The organism is Streptomyces sp. Qhu_M48, assembly GCF_051305195.1.
Lineage (GTDB): Bacteria > Actinomycetota > Actinomycetes > Streptomycetales > Streptomycetaceae > Streptomyces.
The window spans coordinates 2,940,938-2,958,746 of record NZ_CP195432.1 but is presented as its reverse complement, the minus strand read 5'-3'; the positions used below and the strand labels follow the sequence as shown (position 1 = coordinate 2,958,746).

Below are 17,809 nucleotides of genomic sequence, written 5' to 3'. Positions count from 1 at the left end.
GCGAGAGCCGTCCGAATCGGTCGGTACCACGCGTGTCTCGATCAGCGGTCGATCGTCACAGGGGATTCGGACCCGGGGGGCGGCCGTATGAGGGTGGCGGCGCGCTTCTCAGCGCATGGACGTGGATCTCACATGGTGGGACCCGGAGTCCGGGTGCCGTGTGTCCATGACCAGCGAGAGCGGGGGTCACCGCCAGTGAGCCCATGAGCGGCGGGGCGGTGACCCCCGCCAGTGAACGGCGGAGTCAGCGGTCGGCACCTCGGAACAGCAGGCGGAACGGTCAGCCACCCCTGAACAGCGGCGGCGGTCAGCACCCCGGAGGAGCGGCCTTCTTCCGCCCCACGGCGACCGCTGCGGCGAAGCCCGGCGGCACCGGCAGATCGGCCAGGATCCACTCGGGGTGAAGGGCCGGACGCGGTCCCGCTCCCACATAGGAGACGGCCGTGTCCTCGTTGAGGCCGACGCCTCGGGCCTTGAGCAGGGATTCCTTGCGGGTCCAGCACCGCGCGACGGCCGGCGGCCGGTCGGCCTCGGCGAGGCGGCCGATCTCCGCGGCCTCCCTCGGATGCATCCGGGGCGCCAGATCCGCGGCGGCGCGTTCGTCCGGGACGGCCTCGACGTCGACACCCACCGGCTGCGACGCCAGGGCGATCACCACGAGCTCCCTCGTGTGCGAGAGGGAGAAGTGGACGCCACCACCCCGGACGTACGGTCGCCCGTGCGGACCTCCGCAGGCCGTGCAGGGCTCGCGCGACAGCTCGACGCGTTCCGGAGTCGTCGCCAGCCGACCGGCGAGGAGGGCGCGCAGCCTGACGTGCGCCACCAGGTAGGCGTCGCGGTCCGCACGGGCGGTGAACGCCCCGAGCCGCCTGGTCTCCTCCGCGTCGAGCCGGTCCGTGTGGAGCGCGGCCTCCGGGGCGTTCTCGGTCACGTTCCCGCACCACAGCGTCTCCACGCCCGGTGGTCGCGGGTGATCCTCGAATGTCACGGTGTCCGCTCCTCGGCCGGCCCCGGCCCGGTCCCCTGCGGCGGGGCGTTCCGCGGGTGGGCCACCGGCGCCCCGGCTGCGAGGAACCCGATCCGGCTGCCCGTGACCCGCGGAAGCGACCCGTACCGCTTACACGTCTGTGCCTCCATGCTAGGGGTCCGTTCCCGGGCCGAGGGATCTTCCGGGCCGCCTCGCCCCCCAGCCGGGCGCGCCGCTCCCCCACCCCGGCCGCACGGCGCGCCAAGGTTTCCCGGGCGTACGCTGAAGGGACTCCCGTCCCACCGTCCGAGCAGCGTTTCCGAGGGCGAGATGACCGACCCCTTCGGCTTCCTCACCACTCCCCGGGAACCCGTCCCCGCGAGGAGTTCCGAGGAACGTCTCGGCGACTGGAGCGAGGTGTACGCGGGCCAGTTCTTGCTTCCCCTGATCTCTCGGCAGGCTCGTCGCTGTATGGACTGCGGCGTCCCCTTCTGCCACGGGGGCTGCCCTCTCGGCAACCTCATACCCGAGTGGAACGTCTACGCCGCGCACGGCGACTGGCTCGCCGCTTCGGAGCGGCTCCACGCGACCAACAACTTTCCCGAGTTCACCGGGCGCGTCTGCCCGGCGCCCTGTGAGGACGCCTGCGTCTTGGCGCTCACCGAGGAACCGGTGACCATCAAGAACGTCGAGCAGGCCATCGCCGACGAGGCCTGGTCCCTGGGCCATGTTCGCGCCCACCCGCCGGAACGGCCGACGGGCAGGTCGATCGCGGTGGTGGGCTCGGGGCCGGCCGGGCTGGCGGCGGCCCAGCAGCTCACCAGGGCCGGCCACGGCGTCACGGTCTTCGAGCGGTCCGACCGCATCGGCGGGCTGCTCCGCTACGGCATCCCCGCGTTCAAGCTCGAGAAGCGGCATCTCGAACGGCGCATCGCACAGATGCGGGAGGAGGGCACTCGGTTCCGCCCCGGCGTCGACGTCGGCACCGATCTGGACGTGACCGCGCTGAGAGACGCGCACGACGCGGTGATCGTGGCCGTCGGCGCGACGGAGCCACGCGAACTCGGCGTACCCGGGAGGACGTTGGAGGGTGTTCACCTCGCCATGGAGTACCTGACAGCGGCGAACCGCGTCGCCGAGGGCGACCGCGAGCGGCCGTCCGTGACGGCCGAGGGCAGAGACGTGGTGATCATCGGAGGCGGCGACACGGGGACGGACTGCCTCGGTACGGCGCTGCGCCAGGGTGCCGCCTCCGTCGTCCACCTCGACATCAACCCGGTGCGGGGCACCTCACGACACGCGGAGGAGCCGTGGCCCCTGGTGCATCCGAGGATCCACCGTTCCTCGCACGCCCACGAGGAGGCCCTCCACCGTGACGGCGCCGATCCGAGGGTGTTCTCCGCGGCCTCCGTACGGTTCGACGAGGGCGCCGACGGGCGGGTCGGGGCGGTGCGCATCGCCCTGGTGGACCCGTCCGACCGGACTCCACGCCCGGGAACCGAGCGGAGCCTGCCCGCGCAACTGGTCCTGCTCGCCCTGGGGTTCCGCGGCCCGGGGCACGACACCCGCCTGGCCGCGGGGCTCGGACTCGTCCCCGACGACCGGGGGAACTTCGCCCGCACCGCCGATTTCGCGGCCCGCAGGACGGACGGGAGCCCGTCGACGGGCGGGCCGGGACCGGCGGGGGTCTTCGTGGCCGGCGACGCCGGGCGCGGACAGTCCCTCGTCGTCTGGGCCCTCGCGGAGGGCCGGTCCGCCGCGGCGGCGGCGGACCGCTACCTGATGGGGTCCAGCAGCCTGCCCGCTCCGGTCGCGGCCACGGACGGACCACTGGTGTAGCGCGGGGAGCCGGGGGCGAGCACGCTGCGGCGCGGCCGGTTCATTCGCTCCAGTACCGGGCGAGGGCGCCCTCCCGGTACGGCGCGGGGCTCACGCTGAGTTCGCCGGCGAAGGGGCGGTCGAGGACGAGGACCAGGAGCAGGCTGAAGCCGATCAGGGCGGCGACCGAGGCGACGAAGAGCAGTTGGACGCGCAGCTTGCGCATGCCGTACAGGAAGGTGAGCGGGATCAGGACGATCGCTCCGCCGAAGGCCAGAACCTGGAGCAGCGGGGGCAGTTCCTGCTCGGCCATGGTCAGGCGGGCCCGGCGCTGGGCGGCGACGTCGTTGAGATGGCTGACGGCCTCCCCGTAGAAGACCTCCTCGCGCGGGCTCTTCGGGTCGTACGACTGAAGCACGTCGAAGGCGGCCTGAAGGTGCCTTTCCGTGGCCCCGTAGCTCGGCTGCCCGGCGCGCATCCGGGGCCACTGGTCCTCCACGACCGCGTGGACGTAGCCGCTCAGCGCGGCGTCGAGTTCGGCACGGACCGCGGGCGGGAAGGCGGCGGCGTCGCGGGCGATGAGCGCCATGTCCGTGGCCTCCGACGCGACGATCGTCTGCGTGCTGTCCAGCTGCGTCCAGAGGGTCACGATGACGAACGCGAGGATGATCCCGTAGATGGCGCCGAACATCCCCAGCGTCACCCCCACCATGTCGTTGTGCTCGCCCCTGGCGAGCGACGGGTAGCGGCGGCGGAGCGCGACGCTGCCGGCGACGGCGACGAGGACGGTCCCGCCGACGGTGATCGCGGCCAGGGTGAAGGTGCTGAGTTGGTTGAGCAGCCAGAGGGACATGTGGGGGAAGTCTAGGAGCGCGACGCGCGACGGCCCCGTCGCGGACGGCGTCGCGCTCGCGGCCCGTCTCCCCCGTTTTGACGGCCCCTCAGGCCCTGGTGGCGGACGCGGAGCGCACGGGCGTCCCGCGGAACTCCACACCATCGGGTGAGCCTCGCGAGCGCCGTCGGGTCCACCGGGGCCGAGGAGCTGCCCGGCGTCCGACCGAGAACGTCTGGCGCGGGCCGCGCCGATGTCCTCCACGACGTTGAACGATCCGTCGGGCACGGGGGCCGTCACGGAGTGCTCGGGGTGCGCCGTGAGGGGCGTCGGGGCTCTCGACCGCTCGGTGCGCGGGCGGCGTGCGGCCGGTCGCCTCAGGGCGCGAACGACAGCATGCGGGGCTCGTGTTGGGTGTCGTCACCGTTCAGGCCCCCCGGCGCGAGCACGAGGCGGTCGCCCACGTAGGCGTTCTCCCCGACGACCCCCATCCCGAACTCGACCCTCGCCGTGGACGCGGGAAGCCGCAGCACGTCCTTCACGGTGTCCGCTCCCCCGGGACCGATGCGGAGGACGCGCCCGGGTTCGCTCCGCGTCCCCGGCTGGTAGACGAGCCCGGTTTTGCCCGGTCCGACGCGCAGTGGGAAGTAGCCGTACGAGGTCCCCCCGGCCTTCACCCCCCAGACCAGCTTCCCGGTGCCCAGGTCGTAGGCGCCCACGCGGTCGGTGCCGCCCAGGAGCACGAGGCCCCCGCCGACGACGGCCTCCCGGCACGCCTGGGCGTCGGCGGAGGTGTCCACCGTGTCGCCGCAGTGCTTGAAACCCTTCGGCCGCGGGTCGATGGTTCCGCGGACCCGGCCGTCGGGGCCGAGGGCCAGCACCCGCCAGTCGTCGGCGTGGGTCTCCCGGTGCACGGTGGTGATCACCGCCGGGGCGACGGAGAGCACCTGCCCGATCCTCCGGCCCGGCTCGGTCCGGTGGCGCCACCGGACCTTGCCCGTGGCCGGGTCGATCTCCCGGATCTGGTCGTACGCCTTCTCCGTAGCGATCGCGCAGCTGGCGAGCACCAGGAGCCGGCTGCCGCCCGCGACCCGGCCGGGGTAACACTTCCCTGGGTTCTCCAGGGGGATGTCGTACAGCCTCCTCCCGTCGGCGACCCGGTAGGCGGCGGCCTTCATACTCTGGACGATCGCCACGGTGCCGCCGCTGATCGCGCTGTCCACGATGATCGTGCCGTCCGCCGCGCCGGTCTCGGTCAGCCGCTTGTGCCAGCCCTCCTTTCCGGTGCGCAGGTCGATCATCCGGAGCTGGTTGCACCGGGCGCCGGTCCAGGCCTCGACGTTCTGCAGGACGATGACGACCTTGCCGTCGGGGGTCGGGTTGACCGGGGTCTCGCAGACGGGGGTCGGGAGGGTGACGCTCCACACCTCGGCACCGTCGCCGAGCCGGTGGGCGACGACCCTCTTGTAGACGGCCTGGACGACGGTGTCGCCGACGATCCACAGGTTCTCGGTCGGGATGTTCCGGCGGGGCAGGTCGGTGCGGTCGTCGACGATCCAGGCGCTCGCCTCACCGGCCTTGCGCTCCTGGGCGATCTCCTCGGTGGTGGGGACGCGGGAGGGCGTCGGGGTGGGGCGGGCACTCGCCTTCGGCGGCGCCGTGGTGGGCGGGGCGCCGCTCTCCGATCCGGCGCGGTCCTGTCCGGCGCCGTACGATCCCCCGCGCTCCGGTCCGGAGCGCGCGTCGAGGAGGTACACGCCGACGCCGCCGAGCAACAGCAGCGCGAGGGCCGCTGCCGCCACCGGCCACCATCGGCGGCGCGGGCGGGGAGGCGGCGGGCCGTAGCCCTCGGGCGCGTACGGGTTGTCCGGCGCGGGCCAGGGCTGCGGGCGATGCCTGTACCAGGGCTCGTGCGACTGCGACATGCGGTTCCCCTACACCTACGACGATGTGAGCGGCCTCCCCGGAGAGCGGTTCTTCGGAGAGCTGTTCTGGACCGTGGCCGGTGCGGTCCGGTCCACGGGGGCGCTGCGGCGGCCCGTCCCGGGCCTGATGACTGCGCGGAGGCTGCGTGCGGCCGCCCTGTGCGGGACCGGGAGGTCCGGGAACGACGGCACCGGGGCGTCCACCGGGAGGAGCCGTCGACCGTCCTCGGGTACGTCCCTCGGGGTGCGGCGTTCCGCGTCGCGCGGGGCCTCTAGGGTGGGCTCACGCCCTTGTCGAGTTGTCTGCGCAGTTCGTAGAGGGCCTCGGGGGTGGCGACTCGGACCAGAAGGTCCAGCAGCCGGTCGGTGCCGGCCTCGTCCCCGGCGCGCACGGCATCGACGATGCCCGCGATGACGTCGTACACGGCGGTCGGCACAGGGGCGTCCGTCACACTCCCGCGGGCAGCCTGCTCAGGGTTGTTCCCGCCGCCCGGATCCTCGGTCACCGCCTCATGCCGCAGGGCGTTCGCCCGCGGGCTCGGCGACGACGATCCGAAGGTGCGACGGAGCGTACTTGCCCGCCTTCCTGGTCATCTTCGCCAGATCGAACCTGGAACGCGGCACGGCGACATGGATCGGCGCGGGCATCGCCTCGTTCGGCGGAAGGACGGACGCGCCGTGCGGCAGGGACGCGCCGGGGCGCAGCCGGGCCCCGATGAGCGCGTACTCCTCGCCGGGCGGGGTCGAGACGACGAACTGGGTGACGTCGGACCACGGCAGCGGGGTCTCGCCGAAGCGGGCGCCGGCCGCGTCGAACTGGAAGGCCGTGCGTCGCTGCTCGAACCAGGAGACGATGAAGGGGGCCGCCGCGACCAGGATGACACCGCCCTTCATGTCGAGTGCCCAGCCGAGCAGGGCGGCGACGGCCAGGACACCCGCGATCGACCCCCACAGGAGTGCCAGATCCCGTGCGGAGAACGGGTGGGTGACGCGGTAGCGCTCCCATCGCCCGCCGCGGCGGGTGGGCGGGAGACCGGATGCTCCACGGGTCTGGGACACAGTGATCGACCTTTCTCGATGACGGGTTCGGGCGCCGTACGGATCACGCCGGGGTGTCCACGACGGACCGGCGGGGCCGGGCTCGTGACGGGACGCCCGGGGGCACCCCCGGGCCTCGCGGCCGAGTCGGGTGTGCCGACCCGTCCGCCCGGCGCCCGTACAGGCCGGACGCCAAGGGCACCGCGACCTGGCCGCGCAAGGCCGACCACGGGCCTGACAGACTCTGGCGGAACGCGCTGCTCTTCCGATGAACTCCTGTTGAAAGGGGCTCCGGTGGCGAGTGGCACCGGACGCACGGGGGCATGGGGATTCGACGTGAGCGTGAATTCATCGGGGACGGGCACGGACGCCGCCGACACCTGGAGCGACCTGCGCGTCGATCTGCTCGGGCCGGTCCGCGCCCGGCGCGGCGACGCGCCCCTCGCGCTGGGTCCGGTGCGGCGGCAGGCCGTGCTCGCCTCGCTGATCCTGCGGGCCCCGGCGTTCGTCACGTACCAGCAGCTCCTGGACGACGTGTGGGGGGACGAACCCCCGGGCACGGGGCACCGGGTCCTGCCGAGCTACGTCTACGCGCTGCGCAAGGCACTGGACGCGCCTGACACCGGGGCGGAGCGCTCCGTCGTCCGCGGCGGACGCGGCGGCTACCGGCTCGCCGCCGACGGAGTCCGCACCGACCTGGTCGAACTCGCCGAGGAGACCGCGAGCGCCCAGCGCGCGAAGGCCGCCGGCGACCTCGACGCCGCGCTCGAGCACGGAGGCCGGGCTCTGGAGCTGCTTCACGGGGAGCCGCTCCCCGGTCTGCCGGGCCCGTTCGCCGACGCCCAACGACGCCGCCTCGGCCAGCAACGGCGCGCGTTGCGCCTGGACCTGGCGGAGTGTCTGGTGGGGCTCGGACGCGGCACGGAGGCCCTGGACGCCCTCCTGGCCGCACCTGTCGCACAGCAGTACGAGGAGCCGTTCGCCGCGCTGCGCATGCGGGCCCTGTACGGCAGCGGTCGGCAGGCCGAAGCGCTCTCCGTCTACCGCGAGACGCGTCGACGGCTCGTCGACGAGCTGGGCGTGGAACCCGGGGAGGAGCTGCGGCGGGTGCACCAGGCGCTCCTGCGCCGGGACGATGCGCTGTTGCTCGGCCGGACGGAAGGGACGCGCGCGGCGACCACGGCGGCCGCGGGGCGCACCGGGCCCCGGGGCCGCCCGCTCGGGCCTCCGGTTCCGGACGGGTCCGGCCTGTCCGGGGGGTCCGGGGTGTCCGCGAGGTCCACGGGGTCCGCAGGGTTCGGGGGGTCCGCAGGGTTCGGGGGCCGGCACGACCCGGACACGGACACGCACCCAGACACGTCGCACGACGTGCACGCCTCGCAGGCACCGCACGACCCACGCGACCCACGCGACCCACGCGACCCACGGTTTCCGCATGACCCGCGCGACCGGCCTCGTCCCCGCCCGCGTCGCAACGACCTGCCCGGAAACATCGCGTGTCTGGTCGGGCGCGAGACGGAACTCGCGCTGCTCACCGCCCCCACGCCACCCGGGGCCGTGTCCGTGACGACGGTCGACGGCACGGCGGGCGTCGGCAAGACCGCCCTCGTGGTCCGGGCCGCCTGGACGCTCGCCGACGCCCACCCCGACGGCTGCCTCTTCGTCGACCTGCACGCGTACGGCGCCGCCCATGAGCAGGTCGCCCCGCAGCGGGCCCTGCGCCGGATGCTGCGGGCGGTCCTCGACGAGGGTGACGTGCTGCCGAGCCCCCCGCCCGGCCCCGACACCCGCGACGAAGACGTCGGGGACGACCTGGCGGACCTCGTGACGGCCTGGCGTTCGGCCACCAGCGGGCTGCGGCTGCTGCTGGTCGTCGACAACGCGCGCAGCGCCGAGCAGGTGCGGCCGCTGCTCCCCGCGGGAGCGGGCAGCCGGGTCCTGGTGGTGGGCCGGCAGCGACTGACCGGCCTCGACGCCGACCTGCGGCTGACCGTGGAGCCGCTCGGCACGGACGAGGCCGTCGGACTGCTCCGCGAACTCCTCGGGGAGTCCCGGGCCTGCGGCGAGCCCGAGGCGGCGCACGCGCTCGTACGACGGTGCGGCGGCCTGCCCCTGGCCCTGCGCATCGCGAGCGCCCGGCTGCAGAGCCGCCCCTCCTGGACCCTGGCCTTCCTGGTCGACCGGATGTCCGACGGCACGCGGGGCCTCGACGAGCTGAGGGCCGAGGACCGCAGCGTGGAGGCCGCCTTCCGGATGTCGTACGACCAGCTCGGTCCGGAACTGCGGCGCGGCTTCCGCGCGTTGGGCGTGAATCCCACCGCCCGCTTCGACAGGCTCACCCTCGCCGCCATGCTGGGCGGCTCCCGTGAGGATGCCGAGGACGTCCTGGAGGACCTGGTCGACGCGAGCCTGCTTCAGCAGCCGCGACCCGGCCGGTACCGGCTGCACGATCTCGTACGGGCTCATGCGCGGCGCGTCGCCTCGGAGGCGCCCGGGGAGGCCGCCACGAACCTTGACGCCGTCCTGTCCCTCTATACGGCGGCGGGCCGCATGGCCAGCGACTGGGGACCCAGCGGCTTCCCGCCCGTCCCCGATGCCGACGGTGCGGCGATCCCCGGACCGTCCTCCGCCGGTGCGCCCTTCAGCAGTTGGCGGGAGGCCTCGGCGTGGCTGGAAGCGGCGGAGGGTGAACTCGTCGACGTGGTGGCCCATGCCGTCGCCGCGGGCCAGGGCGACCACGCGTGCCGGATCGCGGAATCCCTGGTCGACCACCTGGCCGGCCAGGGGCACCACCACGAGTGCCGTACCGCGCTGGACCTCGCCCTGACCTGTGCGGACGAATCGACCGACCGGCGGATGCCCGCCGCACTGCGCAACTGCATGGGGCTGGTCGACGTCTACCAGGGGCGGTTCCGGCAGGCGAGGACCTGGTTCGCCGAAGCCCTACGGTACGGCCGGGCGTCCGGTGACCTGCGGGAGGAGGCCCGGGCCATCGCCGGGACGGGCATCACGCTGGGACAGCTGGGACACGAGGAGGAGGCGATCGCCCAGCTGAGCAGGGCGGTGGAGCTGGCGGCCGAGGTCGACGACGACTGGCTCACGGGGATGTCGCACTGCAACCTGGGCTTCCTCCACCACCGGCGGGAACGGCACGAGCAGGCCCTCGCGCACTACGACACGGCCCTCGCCCTCGCCGAGAAGAACGGCCGGCCCAGGACGATCAGCAGCACGCTCTGCTTCTCCGCCGAACTGGAACTCGCCCTCGGCAGGCCCGCTGAGGCCGCGAGCCTGCTGCGCCGGGCCGCCGAACTGGCGGGCGAGGTCGAGGACCTGCCTCTGCGCACGGCGTCCCTGTCGCGGCTCGCCGCCGCGGAGCACAGCCGGGGGAACCTCCGCTCGGCCGTCGACCTCCACCACGAGGCCCTGTCCACGCTCACCCCGCACACGAGCACCTGGCTGGAGATGGGGGTCCGCATCCGTCTCGGCAGCACGTACACGGCGACGGGTCGTCGCGCCGAGGCGCGGCGGGAGTTCCGTACCGCCCTCTCCCTGCCAGGAGCAGGTGACCACCCCCGCGAATACCGGATGGCACGCGAGGGCCTGGACGCCACCGGTGCCCACCCGGACGCCCCACCTGCCCGGGTCCGTACGGACATCGGCTGAGGAACCGGCCCCGAGACGCCGACCGCAGGTCACCGACCGGCGGCACCGGGCGGCCTGCCCGGTGCCGCCACCGCGGTCCTCGACCGCGTGTCACCGCTGGAATCCATGCTTCCTCCCCACACCACGGCCCCTCCCCAGGGCCCGAGGCACGGAGGATATCCGGCCCGTGGACGGGGGCCGACCAGGTGGTGGACTGGAGCCGACCAGGAGGTTCCCGGCTGTCGGCCACGGAGCCGGGATCCCGCGAGCGGCCGGCGGGGACGCGCCCCCGGCGCGCCGCTGCCAGCGGTCGCCGCCGCTGCCGTGCGAGGCGAGGATGGTGCGCGAGTCGTGGCGGACATTCCTCGGAAGGGCGGCGCCCATGGAGCATCATCCTCGCGCCGGGGTGGGGCGGGCGCGGCTGGGGCTCCAGGCCGTGGACGAGATGCTGGCCGCCCAGCGGCAGCGGATCGCCACCTACACCCAGTCCCACCGGCCGCCGTCCCGGCAGCACGCGGGCCCGGTGGCACGAACCTCGGCGCGGGTCCCGGGCCCCGTGAGGGAGCTGCTGGAAGCCCTGCCGATGGCGGCGATGCTGATCAGGCCGGTGACCGGCGGCGACGGCAGGATCGAGGACTTCCTGTACGTGGCGCAGAACGAGGCCGCCCGCGACTACGCCGCCGCCTACCTGCCGGAGGAATCCGTACCGCGATGGTCCGGCCCGGTCCCGCTGTTCGAACGGTTCCCGGTCATGGAGAACACGGGACTGCCCCGGATGCTCGCCGACGCCCACCACGAACGCGCGGCTCAGGGGCCGGAGCCGGTGGAGTGGTTCGTCCCCCGCCCCGCCGGACCTCCCGCGCGGCTGAGCAGCGAGGTCCGCGTCGCCCCCTGCGGTCAGGACCTCCTCGTCACCTGGGAACCGGGGCATCGCGTCCGGATGGCCCGGGCCGCCCAGAAACTGGTCAGGACCTGCTGGGCCGAGTGGAACCTCGCCGACGGCACGGTCGAGCCGTCCCTCGGCTTCGCCTACGTCCTCGGCCTCGACCCGGCGGACCCCGTCCCCGACCTGCGTGGTCTCGCCTCCCTCGTCGCCGCCGACAGCCTGCCCGAGTTCTACGGTCTGCTCTACGACGTGCTCCTGCGCAAACGACGCTCCGCGTGCGAGCTGCGCATGCGGGGCCCCGCCGAACGGTTCATCCGCCTGGTCGCCGAGCCGGTACGCCCCCGGGGCGGCCCCGTGTGGGCGGTGCGGGCCGTCCTCGTCGACGTCAGCGACGATCACCGCCGCCGCGCCCTGACCCGGGCCGCCGACGAGGAGGCCCGCCGCCAGCGCTCACGCGCCGCGGCACTGACCGAGGTCGCCGACGTGCTCCGCGACGCCGTCCTGCCCCGCTTCGAGGACGAGCTGGCCTCGTACGGTCTCGACACCGCCGTCGTGTACCGGCCCGACTCCACCGGTTCCGGCGTCGGCGGGGACTGGTACAAGGCCCGCAGACTCCCCGACGGCCGGCTTCTGGTCGCGCTCGGCGACGCCCGTGGGCACGGTCTGGAGGCGGTGACCCTCATGGCGAAGCTGCGCTACGCGCTCGCCGGTCTCGCCTACACGGAGGAGCCGGTGGAGGAGCTGACCCGGTGGCTGAACGAGGTCGCCTGCGGCGACGGGATCGAGTCGACCGCCACCGCCGTCATCGCCCGCTACCACCCCGAACGCTCGCTGTTCCGCTGGACCTGCGCCGGCCACCCCCGCCCCGTGCTGCTGCGCGGCGGCCGGGCCACCCAGCTCGCCGACCCGCCGGGCAGCCCCGGGCTCGCACTCGGAGTGCTGCCGGGCACGACCTATACGGCGGCCGAGACCGTCCTCGCCGACGGCGACATCGTCCTCCTGTACACCGACGGCCTCGTCGAGCGCCGTGACACCGACCCCGACGAGGACAGGGCCCGCTTTCTCGACGCGGCGGAGCGGTGCGCACGCGAGACGGCTCCGGCGGCCGGGCACGACGGGCTGCAGGAGTACGCCGAACGTGTCCTGGACCGTCTCGACGGCCCCCACCGCACCGACGACGCGACCCTCCTCGCGCTGCGTCGCGTCCCTGCCGCGCAGGAGCCCGCCGACCTGCGGTGACGTCGACGTCAGCCCCTTGGATCCGGCCGGTCCGGACGCCGGGCACGCGCCACGTTTCAGGACGGCCCGCCCGGGCAGCCGCCGTGGGACGGACGACTTCCCGAGGGAGCGAGGCCGATGTCAACAGGAACGATTCTGGCCATCGTCATCGGCGCTGTGGTGGTGATCGCGCTGATCGCCGTGGTCGTCACCCTCAGCATGCGACGCCGACGTCGTCTCCGTGAGCAGTTCGGGCCGGAGTACGACCGGACGGTCGAGGACGCCGGGAGCAGGCGAGCCGCCGAGGACGAACTGGGGGCCCGTGAGAAGCGCCATGAAGAGCTGGACATCAAGCCGCTGTCGAGTGGGCAGCGGGAGCGCTACGCCCAGGAGTGGCGCGGAGTCCAGGAGGAGTTCGTGGACCGGCCCGAAGGCGCGGTGCACGACGCGGACCGGCTCGTCACGTCCCTCATGCACGAGCGCGGGTATCCCACCGAGGATTTCGAGCAGCAGGTACGGGACCTCTCCGTGGAGCACGGGCGCACGCTGGAGCACTACTGGGCGGCGCACGAGATCAACACCCTCAGCACCACGCAGCGGGCCACCACCGAGCAGTTGCGGGGAGCCATGGTCCACTACCGGGCTCTCTTCGACGATCTCCTCACCAACGGAAGCTCGGCCGGTCCCGGCCGGAGCTGATACGGAAGGTGCGCCATGCGCGATCGTGAAGCACCGTCGCGGACCGCGAGCGGGCTGTCGACCGAGGACATCGCCCAGCGGGGCGGTCGCGGGACGGACCCGGAAGGCGAACGGGAGCGGGAACGGGGCACCGAGAACGCGCCCGTGTACCCGGGAGAGAGCACGGCCGTCGGTGACACCACCGATTCGGGCGGAGAGTTCGGACGAGGCGAGGCTCCCGAGGAACGCACGCGGGAGGAGACGGACGCCGGAGGCCGAGCCCTGAGGGAGACGGACACCGGAAGCCGGGCCCGGCAGGGGACGGACGCCGGAGACTCCGCCCGCGAGGAGGCGGAGGCCGCAGGTCCCGCCCGGGAGGGGGCGGGCGCCCCACGCGCGGCCCGGCAGGAAGGGGACTCCGCGGAACCGGCCCGGCAGGGAGCGGGTGCCGCCGAACCGGCCCGGGAGGAATCGACGGCGGAGGACCGGGGCGACGACTCGGCCCGCCTGCTGGACAGCCAGGACGACGCGTCGTTCCGCGACCGCTGGAGCGACGTCCAGAGCATGTTCGTCGACGACCCCCGGGAGGCCGTGCTCGCGGCCGACGCCCTGGTCGCCGATGTCATGCGGCAGCTCGCCGCGACCTTCGCCGACCACAAGAGGAACCTCGAAGGACAGTGGGGCGAAGGGGACGCCGTCGACACGGAGAGCCTGCGGGTGGCACTGCGCCAGTACCGGTCGTTCTTCAACCGGCTCCTCTCCCGGTGACCCGGGGGCGACGAGGAGGCCGGGCGCGGCGCTGACAGGACAGCGCCGCGCCCGGCCTCCTCGCCCGCGTCTCGGTCGCCCCCGTCTCGGTCGCCCGAGTCTCTGAACGGTCCCGTCTCGGAGCGGTCCCCCGCGGGTGACCGCTCCTCGGAGCTGTCCCGTCGCCGGCACGCCTCCCGGAGCGGTCCCCCACGAACGCCTCCCCCGTCAGGTCGCCCCCTCGTCGGGATCCTGGATGACGTGCATGGCGGCCTCCTCGGCGGACGCCGCCCCCGCGTCGATGCCGACATCGCGCGCGCGTACGTTGTTCTCGTGGGGGAAGTCGGTGGCCGGCGCCAGCCGTCCGGCCCGCTCACGGCCCGCCTGGGGGTCGACGGGCTCGCCGTCGCCGTCCGCCAGATCCCCGATGCCGTCCCCGGCGGGGCTCTCCAGGTCGGGCCGCTCCCGGGCGAGGCGGCCGTCGAGGCTCTCACCCCTGCGCTGCCCCTCGGCGGTGGTGTCGTTCCGCTCGCTCGCGTAGGGGCGCTCGGGAGGCGAGTACCCCTGGTCGAGGAGGGCGTCCGTGTCGGGCTCGTCGATGCTGTCGTCCCTGTCCGGCTGGAGTTCCGAGGGCTCGTCCTGCGGCTGGGGCTGGTAGACCTCGTCGCCGCGGCCGTCGTTCTGGCTCATGGGGGGTCCTCTCGTCTGCGCGGTGTCCGTCCAATGTCCACCGCGTCACCCCCTGGCGCCTCCCCGGAAACGCGCGGATCACGCACGCAGCCGCCACGCACCCGTCGACCGAGGGCGGCACCGCTCCCCGGCGCACCCTTGTGGGCCGTACGGAGGAGCGCCGGAGATCCGGGGACATTCGGGTGGCCTGCCCGGGTAGCCGGATCAGGGGGGCCGATGTGAAGGGAACGCGCGATGACGTCGTACGGCTACTTCCTGTCCTGCGAGGAGTTCACCCCCGCCCAGCTGCTGCACCAGGCGCGTCTGGCGGCGGACGCGGGCTTCACCCGCCTGGCCATCTCCGACCACTTCCATCCATGGACCGGCGCACAGGGCAGCAGCCCTTTCGTGTGGTCCATGATCGGCGCCCTGTCCCGGACGGTGGAGCTGCCCGTGACCACGCTCGTGACCTGTCCCACCGTGCGGCTGCACCCGGCCGTGACCGCGCAGGCCGCGGCGACGTCCAGCGTGCTGCTCAGCGGCCGGTTCGCGCTGGGGGTGGGCACCGGTGAGGCCCTCAACGAGCACGTCCTCGGTGACCGGTGGCCCGCCTTCGACGAGCGGGCGGAGATGCTGGAGGAGGCGGTGGAGGTGATGCGGAAGCTGTTCACCGGCCGCGAGACCAGCCACCGGGGCCGGCACTACACGGTCGACAACGCCCGCCTCTACACCGTCCCCGAGAACCCGCCGCCGGTCCTGGTCTCCGGCTTCGGCCCGAAGGCGGCCGCGCTCGCCGGACGGATCGGGGACGGGTTCGTGACCATGGGTCCCGACGTGGAGGCCATCGCGTCGTTCCGCGACGCGGGCGGCGCCGGCAAGCCCGTGGTCGGCGGCCTGAAGGTCTGCTGGGGCCAGGACCGGGAGGCGGCCGTCGACACGGCGCACCGCATGTGGCCGACCGAGCAGCTGCCGGGGGAACTGAACCAGATCCTTCCCACGCCGGCCCACTTCGAGCAGGCCACCGAACTCGTCACCCGACAGCGAGTGGCCGACTCCGTGCCGTGCGGCCCGGACGTCGAGGAGCACGTCGACGCCGTCCGCGCGTACGTGGACGCCGGGTTCGACGAGGTGTACGTCGGGCAGATCGGGCAGGACCAGGAGGCCTTCTTCACGGCCTACCGCGAGAAGGTCCTCCCGGCCCTGGGCGGCTGACACAGGGCCCGATCGGGTGATCGCGCCCCCTTCCCCCGCGTGCCGCGCCGGGGGAAGGGGCGCGATCACCCGTGCGGGGGCGCGTGGGGCCTACCACCCGAGGAAGGGGTGTACCTGGGTACACCCCTTCCTCGCGGTCCCCGGCCGGACTGTCGCCGGGCGGGGTGACGTCTGCTCACCCGGGGCGGGTGCCGTGATCGCGCGCGGCCGATCGGGCCGCGCGCCGGCCCCGCGGTCCTACCGGAAGAACGCCAGGTAGTAGTCGACGAACTTCATCTTGTGCGGTCCGGTCGCGTCGTCCTCCCCGGGAACGAACTCGGGGGCGTTCTTGATCTGCTCCCTGGTGCAGTCGACGAAGACGGTCTCCGCCGCGGGGTCGACGGCGGTGACGACTCCGGCCGGGATGACGACCTGTCGGCCGATGATCCACGGACCGGTGTCCACGACCAGGTGACTGCGGCCGACCTCCGCCGAGTGCTTGTCCACCTTGCCGATGCCGCCGTCGGAGCACTCGACCTTGTATCCCGTCAGATCCACCTCTGTCGCGTGGGTCGCGGTCTCGCCATAGGTCCAGACATCACGAGTCATGTCCGCTTCCTTCCTCCCGTGCGGCCGGTGGCCGTCGTGTTCTGCCGTTCCGTCTATCCGGAAAGCGTCACTTCACACGGCTCGGCCCGTCGAGGGTGATCGTCTGCGGCGCGTCCGGAGTCTGCTGGGTGGTCACGCGGTGGGAGACCGGGTCCACGACGCCCCGGGTCCCCGCGGGGGCGGCGCCGATGGAGCCCGTCAGCGTGACACCGAGGGCGGCCAGGGCCGCGCTCTTGGCGAGCAGTCGCCCCGGGCGGCGGGGGGAGGAGGTCCTGGACCCCGACTTCGTGGGTGTGGTCCGCCCGCTCGGGGACGTACCGGGCGAGCGGCGGACTCCGGACCGGTGCGCGTGGCCCTCGGGCGGCGCCACCGGCTGTGCGGCGTGCCGGGGGCCGGTGGGCCGGGCGTCGCACGCGGCGAGGATCGGCAACGCGGCCAGTGCCTTCTGGCAGGTGTGGGCGTCGGGTCGGCTGTCGGCCTCGTGCGCCGTCATGGCCTTCAGCAACTGGCCGAGCTCCGGGGGGAGTCCGTCGGGCAGGGTCGGCGGGCGGTGCAGGCGGGCGAGCGCCGCCTCCAGGGGCGGGCCGTCGTACTCCCGTTCGCCTTTGAGGGCCTCCAGGAGCACGAGGCCGAGGCTGTAGACGTCGGCCCGCGGCCCCGTGGTCCAACCGAGCGCCTGTTCCGGGGCCATGTAGGAAGCCGTCCCCATGAGGACGCCCTCACCGTCGGCCGCGGGGTCGGTCGCGCCGCGCGCCGCGTCGTCGGGCGCGGCCGTACGGACGTCGGTGGTGGCGGTGGCGAAGCGGCGGGAGATCCCGAAGTCCGTGAGGCGCGGGGCGTCCGTCGGGTCCAGGAGGATGTTGGACGGCTTGACGTCACGATGGACGATTCCCCGCCCGTGCACATGGGCGAGCGCGGAGGCCAGCGCGACCCCCATGCGGCAGGCCTCGGTCACCGAGAGCGCGGAGCGGGCGATGCGCCGGCGCAGGGTCGTCCCTCTGACGAGCTCCATCACCAGGAAGGGGCGGCCTTCGTCGCGACCGGAGTCGAAGAGGGTCACCAGACCGGGATGCTGCATCTGGGCCAGGAGACGTCCCTCGTCCTCGGAGTGCTCCTCCGTCCGGGCGTCGCCCCTGCGGAAGACCTTCACCGCGACGGGCCTCCGCAGCCGCAGGTCCACGGCCTCGTAGACGTCGGCCGCTCCCCCTCTCCCCAGCAGGCCGTCGAGCCGGTACCGGCCGGCGACCGCGTGAGCCGTCAGCCGGGGATCGGGTTGGACGCGCCACGGACGGACCTGCATCGGTGCTCCCTGTGTTCCGTTGCCGCCTTCTGCCGTCCGCCCTTTCGTCGGCGAGCGGTGTGCCGCCCCTCGCCCCCGCTCGGATCCGGACCGTCCGGCCCGGGGCGGTGGTCGCCTCCGAAACGCCGCGGCCGTGCGGCCGCCGCGTGCGGACCTCGGGGTCCGGCTGCCCCGGATGCTCCGGGACATCCCTGTGACTGCCGGACATTTGAGCGACAGGAGCGTCCGGACGCGTTCGGGCGGCGAAGGCCGCCTTTCGGACGGCCCCGGGGAGAGTGGCGTGAACTCT

14 protein-coding genes are annotated in these 17,809 nt (G+C 73.8%); 6 read left to right on the top strand and 8 right to left on the bottom strand.

Features of this window, described 5'->3' with window-relative positions; translation table 11 throughout:
• Nucleotides 1–307 precede the first annotated feature (307 nt).
• Complete coding sequence (locus ACRRSS_RS13700) at nt 308–988, bottom strand: 4'-phosphopantetheinyl transferase family protein (protein WP_435971478.1); 681 nt, start codon at nt 986–988, stop codon at nt 308–310.
• 309 nt (nt 989–1,297) lie between these two features.
• Here ACRRSS_RS13700 and ACRRSS_RS13695 point away from each other — a divergent pair, with 309 nt between their 5' ends.
• Nucleotides 1,298–2,806, top strand: coding sequence for a glutamate synthase subunit beta (locus ACRRSS_RS13695; protein ID WP_435971477.1), 1,509 nt, complete (start codon nt 1,298–1,300; stop codon nt 2,804–2,806).
• A gap of 40 nt (nt 2,807–2,846) precedes the next feature.
• Here the strand turns inward: ACRRSS_RS13695 and ACRRSS_RS13690 are convergent, their stop codons facing one another.
• From ACRRSS_RS13690 to ACRRSS_RS13675, 4 genes are all read right to left on the bottom strand, one after another.
• Nucleotides 2,847–3,638: a DUF4239 domain-containing protein gene (locus ACRRSS_RS13690; protein ID WP_435971476.1), complete on the bottom strand. Its 792-nt coding sequence runs from the start codon at nt 3,636–3,638 to the stop codon at nt 2,847–2,849.
• Between the two features lie 356 nt (nt 3,639–3,994).
• Nucleotides 3,995–5,542 (bottom strand): outer membrane protein assembly factor BamB family protein, encoded by a 1,548-nt coding sequence (locus tag ACRRSS_RS13685; protein ID WP_435971475.1) that lies wholly within the window; start codon nt 5,540–5,542, stop codon nt 3,995–3,997.
• Between the two features lie 272 nt (nt 5,543–5,814).
• Complete coding sequence (locus ACRRSS_RS13680; RefSeq protein ID WP_435971474.1) at nt 5,815–5,979, bottom strand: hypothetical protein; 165 nt, start codon at nt 5,977–5,979, stop codon at nt 5,815–5,817.
• A gap of 73 nt (nt 5,980–6,052) precedes the next feature.
• On the bottom strand, nt 6,053–6,601 hold the full coding sequence (locus ACRRSS_RS13675) for a hypothetical protein (protein ID WP_435971473.1): 549 nt from the start codon (nt 6,599–6,601) through the stop codon (nt 6,053–6,055).
• A gap of 315 nt (nt 6,602–6,916) precedes the next feature.
• Between ACRRSS_RS13675 and ACRRSS_RS13670 the strand changes: the two genes are divergently transcribed.
• The 4 genes from ACRRSS_RS13670 (at nt 6,917) to ACRRSS_RS13655 (ending at nt 13,772) form a co-directional block, all read left to right on the top strand.
• Nucleotides 6,917–10,243, top strand: coding sequence for an AfsR/SARP family transcriptional regulator (locus ACRRSS_RS13670; protein ID WP_435971472.1), 3,327 nt, complete (start codon nt 6,917–6,919; stop codon nt 10,241–10,243).
• Nucleotides 10,244–10,604: 361 nt separating this feature from the next.
• On the top strand, nt 10,605–12,347 hold the full coding sequence (locus ACRRSS_RS13665; RefSeq protein WP_435971471.1) for a PP2C family protein-serine/threonine phosphatase: 1,743 nt from the start codon (nt 10,605–10,607) through the stop codon (nt 12,345–12,347).
• 117 nt (nt 12,348–12,464) lie between these two features.
• A complete protein-coding gene (locus ACRRSS_RS13660; RefSeq protein ID WP_435971470.1) occupies nt 12,465–13,025 on the top strand; it encodes a hypothetical protein in 561 nt (186 codons plus the stop codon).
• 15 nt (nt 13,026–13,040) lie between these two features.
• On the top strand, nt 13,041–13,772 hold the full coding sequence (locus tag ACRRSS_RS13655) for a hypothetical protein (protein ID WP_435971469.1): 732 nt from the start codon (nt 13,041–13,043) through the stop codon (nt 13,770–13,772).
• A gap of 207 nt (nt 13,773–13,979) precedes the next feature.
• On the opposite strand, the gene ACRRSS_RS13650 is transcribed toward ACRRSS_RS13655, so the two are convergent.
• Entirely contained in the window at nt 13,980–14,441 is a 462-nt protein-coding gene (locus ACRRSS_RS13650) for a DUF5709 domain-containing protein (protein WP_435971468.1), read from the bottom strand.
• 234 nt (nt 14,442–14,675) lie between these two features.
• Here ACRRSS_RS13650 and ACRRSS_RS13645 point away from each other — a divergent pair, with 234 nt between their 5' ends.
• Entirely contained in the window at nt 14,676–15,632 is a 957-nt protein-coding gene (locus tag ACRRSS_RS13645; protein ID WP_435971467.1) for a TIGR03557 family F420-dependent LLM class oxidoreductase, read from the top strand.
• A 237-nt stretch (nt 15,633–15,869) separates the two neighbouring features.
• Here ACRRSS_RS13645 and ACRRSS_RS13640 read toward each other — a convergent pair whose 3' ends face one another.
• Nucleotides 15,870–16,220 carry a PRC-barrel domain containing protein gene (locus tag ACRRSS_RS13640; RefSeq protein WP_435971466.1) on the bottom strand — a complete coding sequence of 117 codons (351 nt, stop codon included), beginning with the start codon at nt 16,218–16,220 and terminating at the stop codon, nt 15,870–15,872.
• A 67-nt stretch (nt 16,221–16,287) separates the two neighbouring features.
• Nucleotides 16,288–17,520: a serine/threonine-protein kinase gene (locus ACRRSS_RS13635; protein ID WP_435971465.1), complete on the bottom strand. Its 1,233-nt coding sequence runs from the start codon at nt 17,518–17,520 to the stop codon at nt 16,288–16,290.
• Between the last annotated feature and the right edge of the window lie 289 nt (nt 17,521–17,809).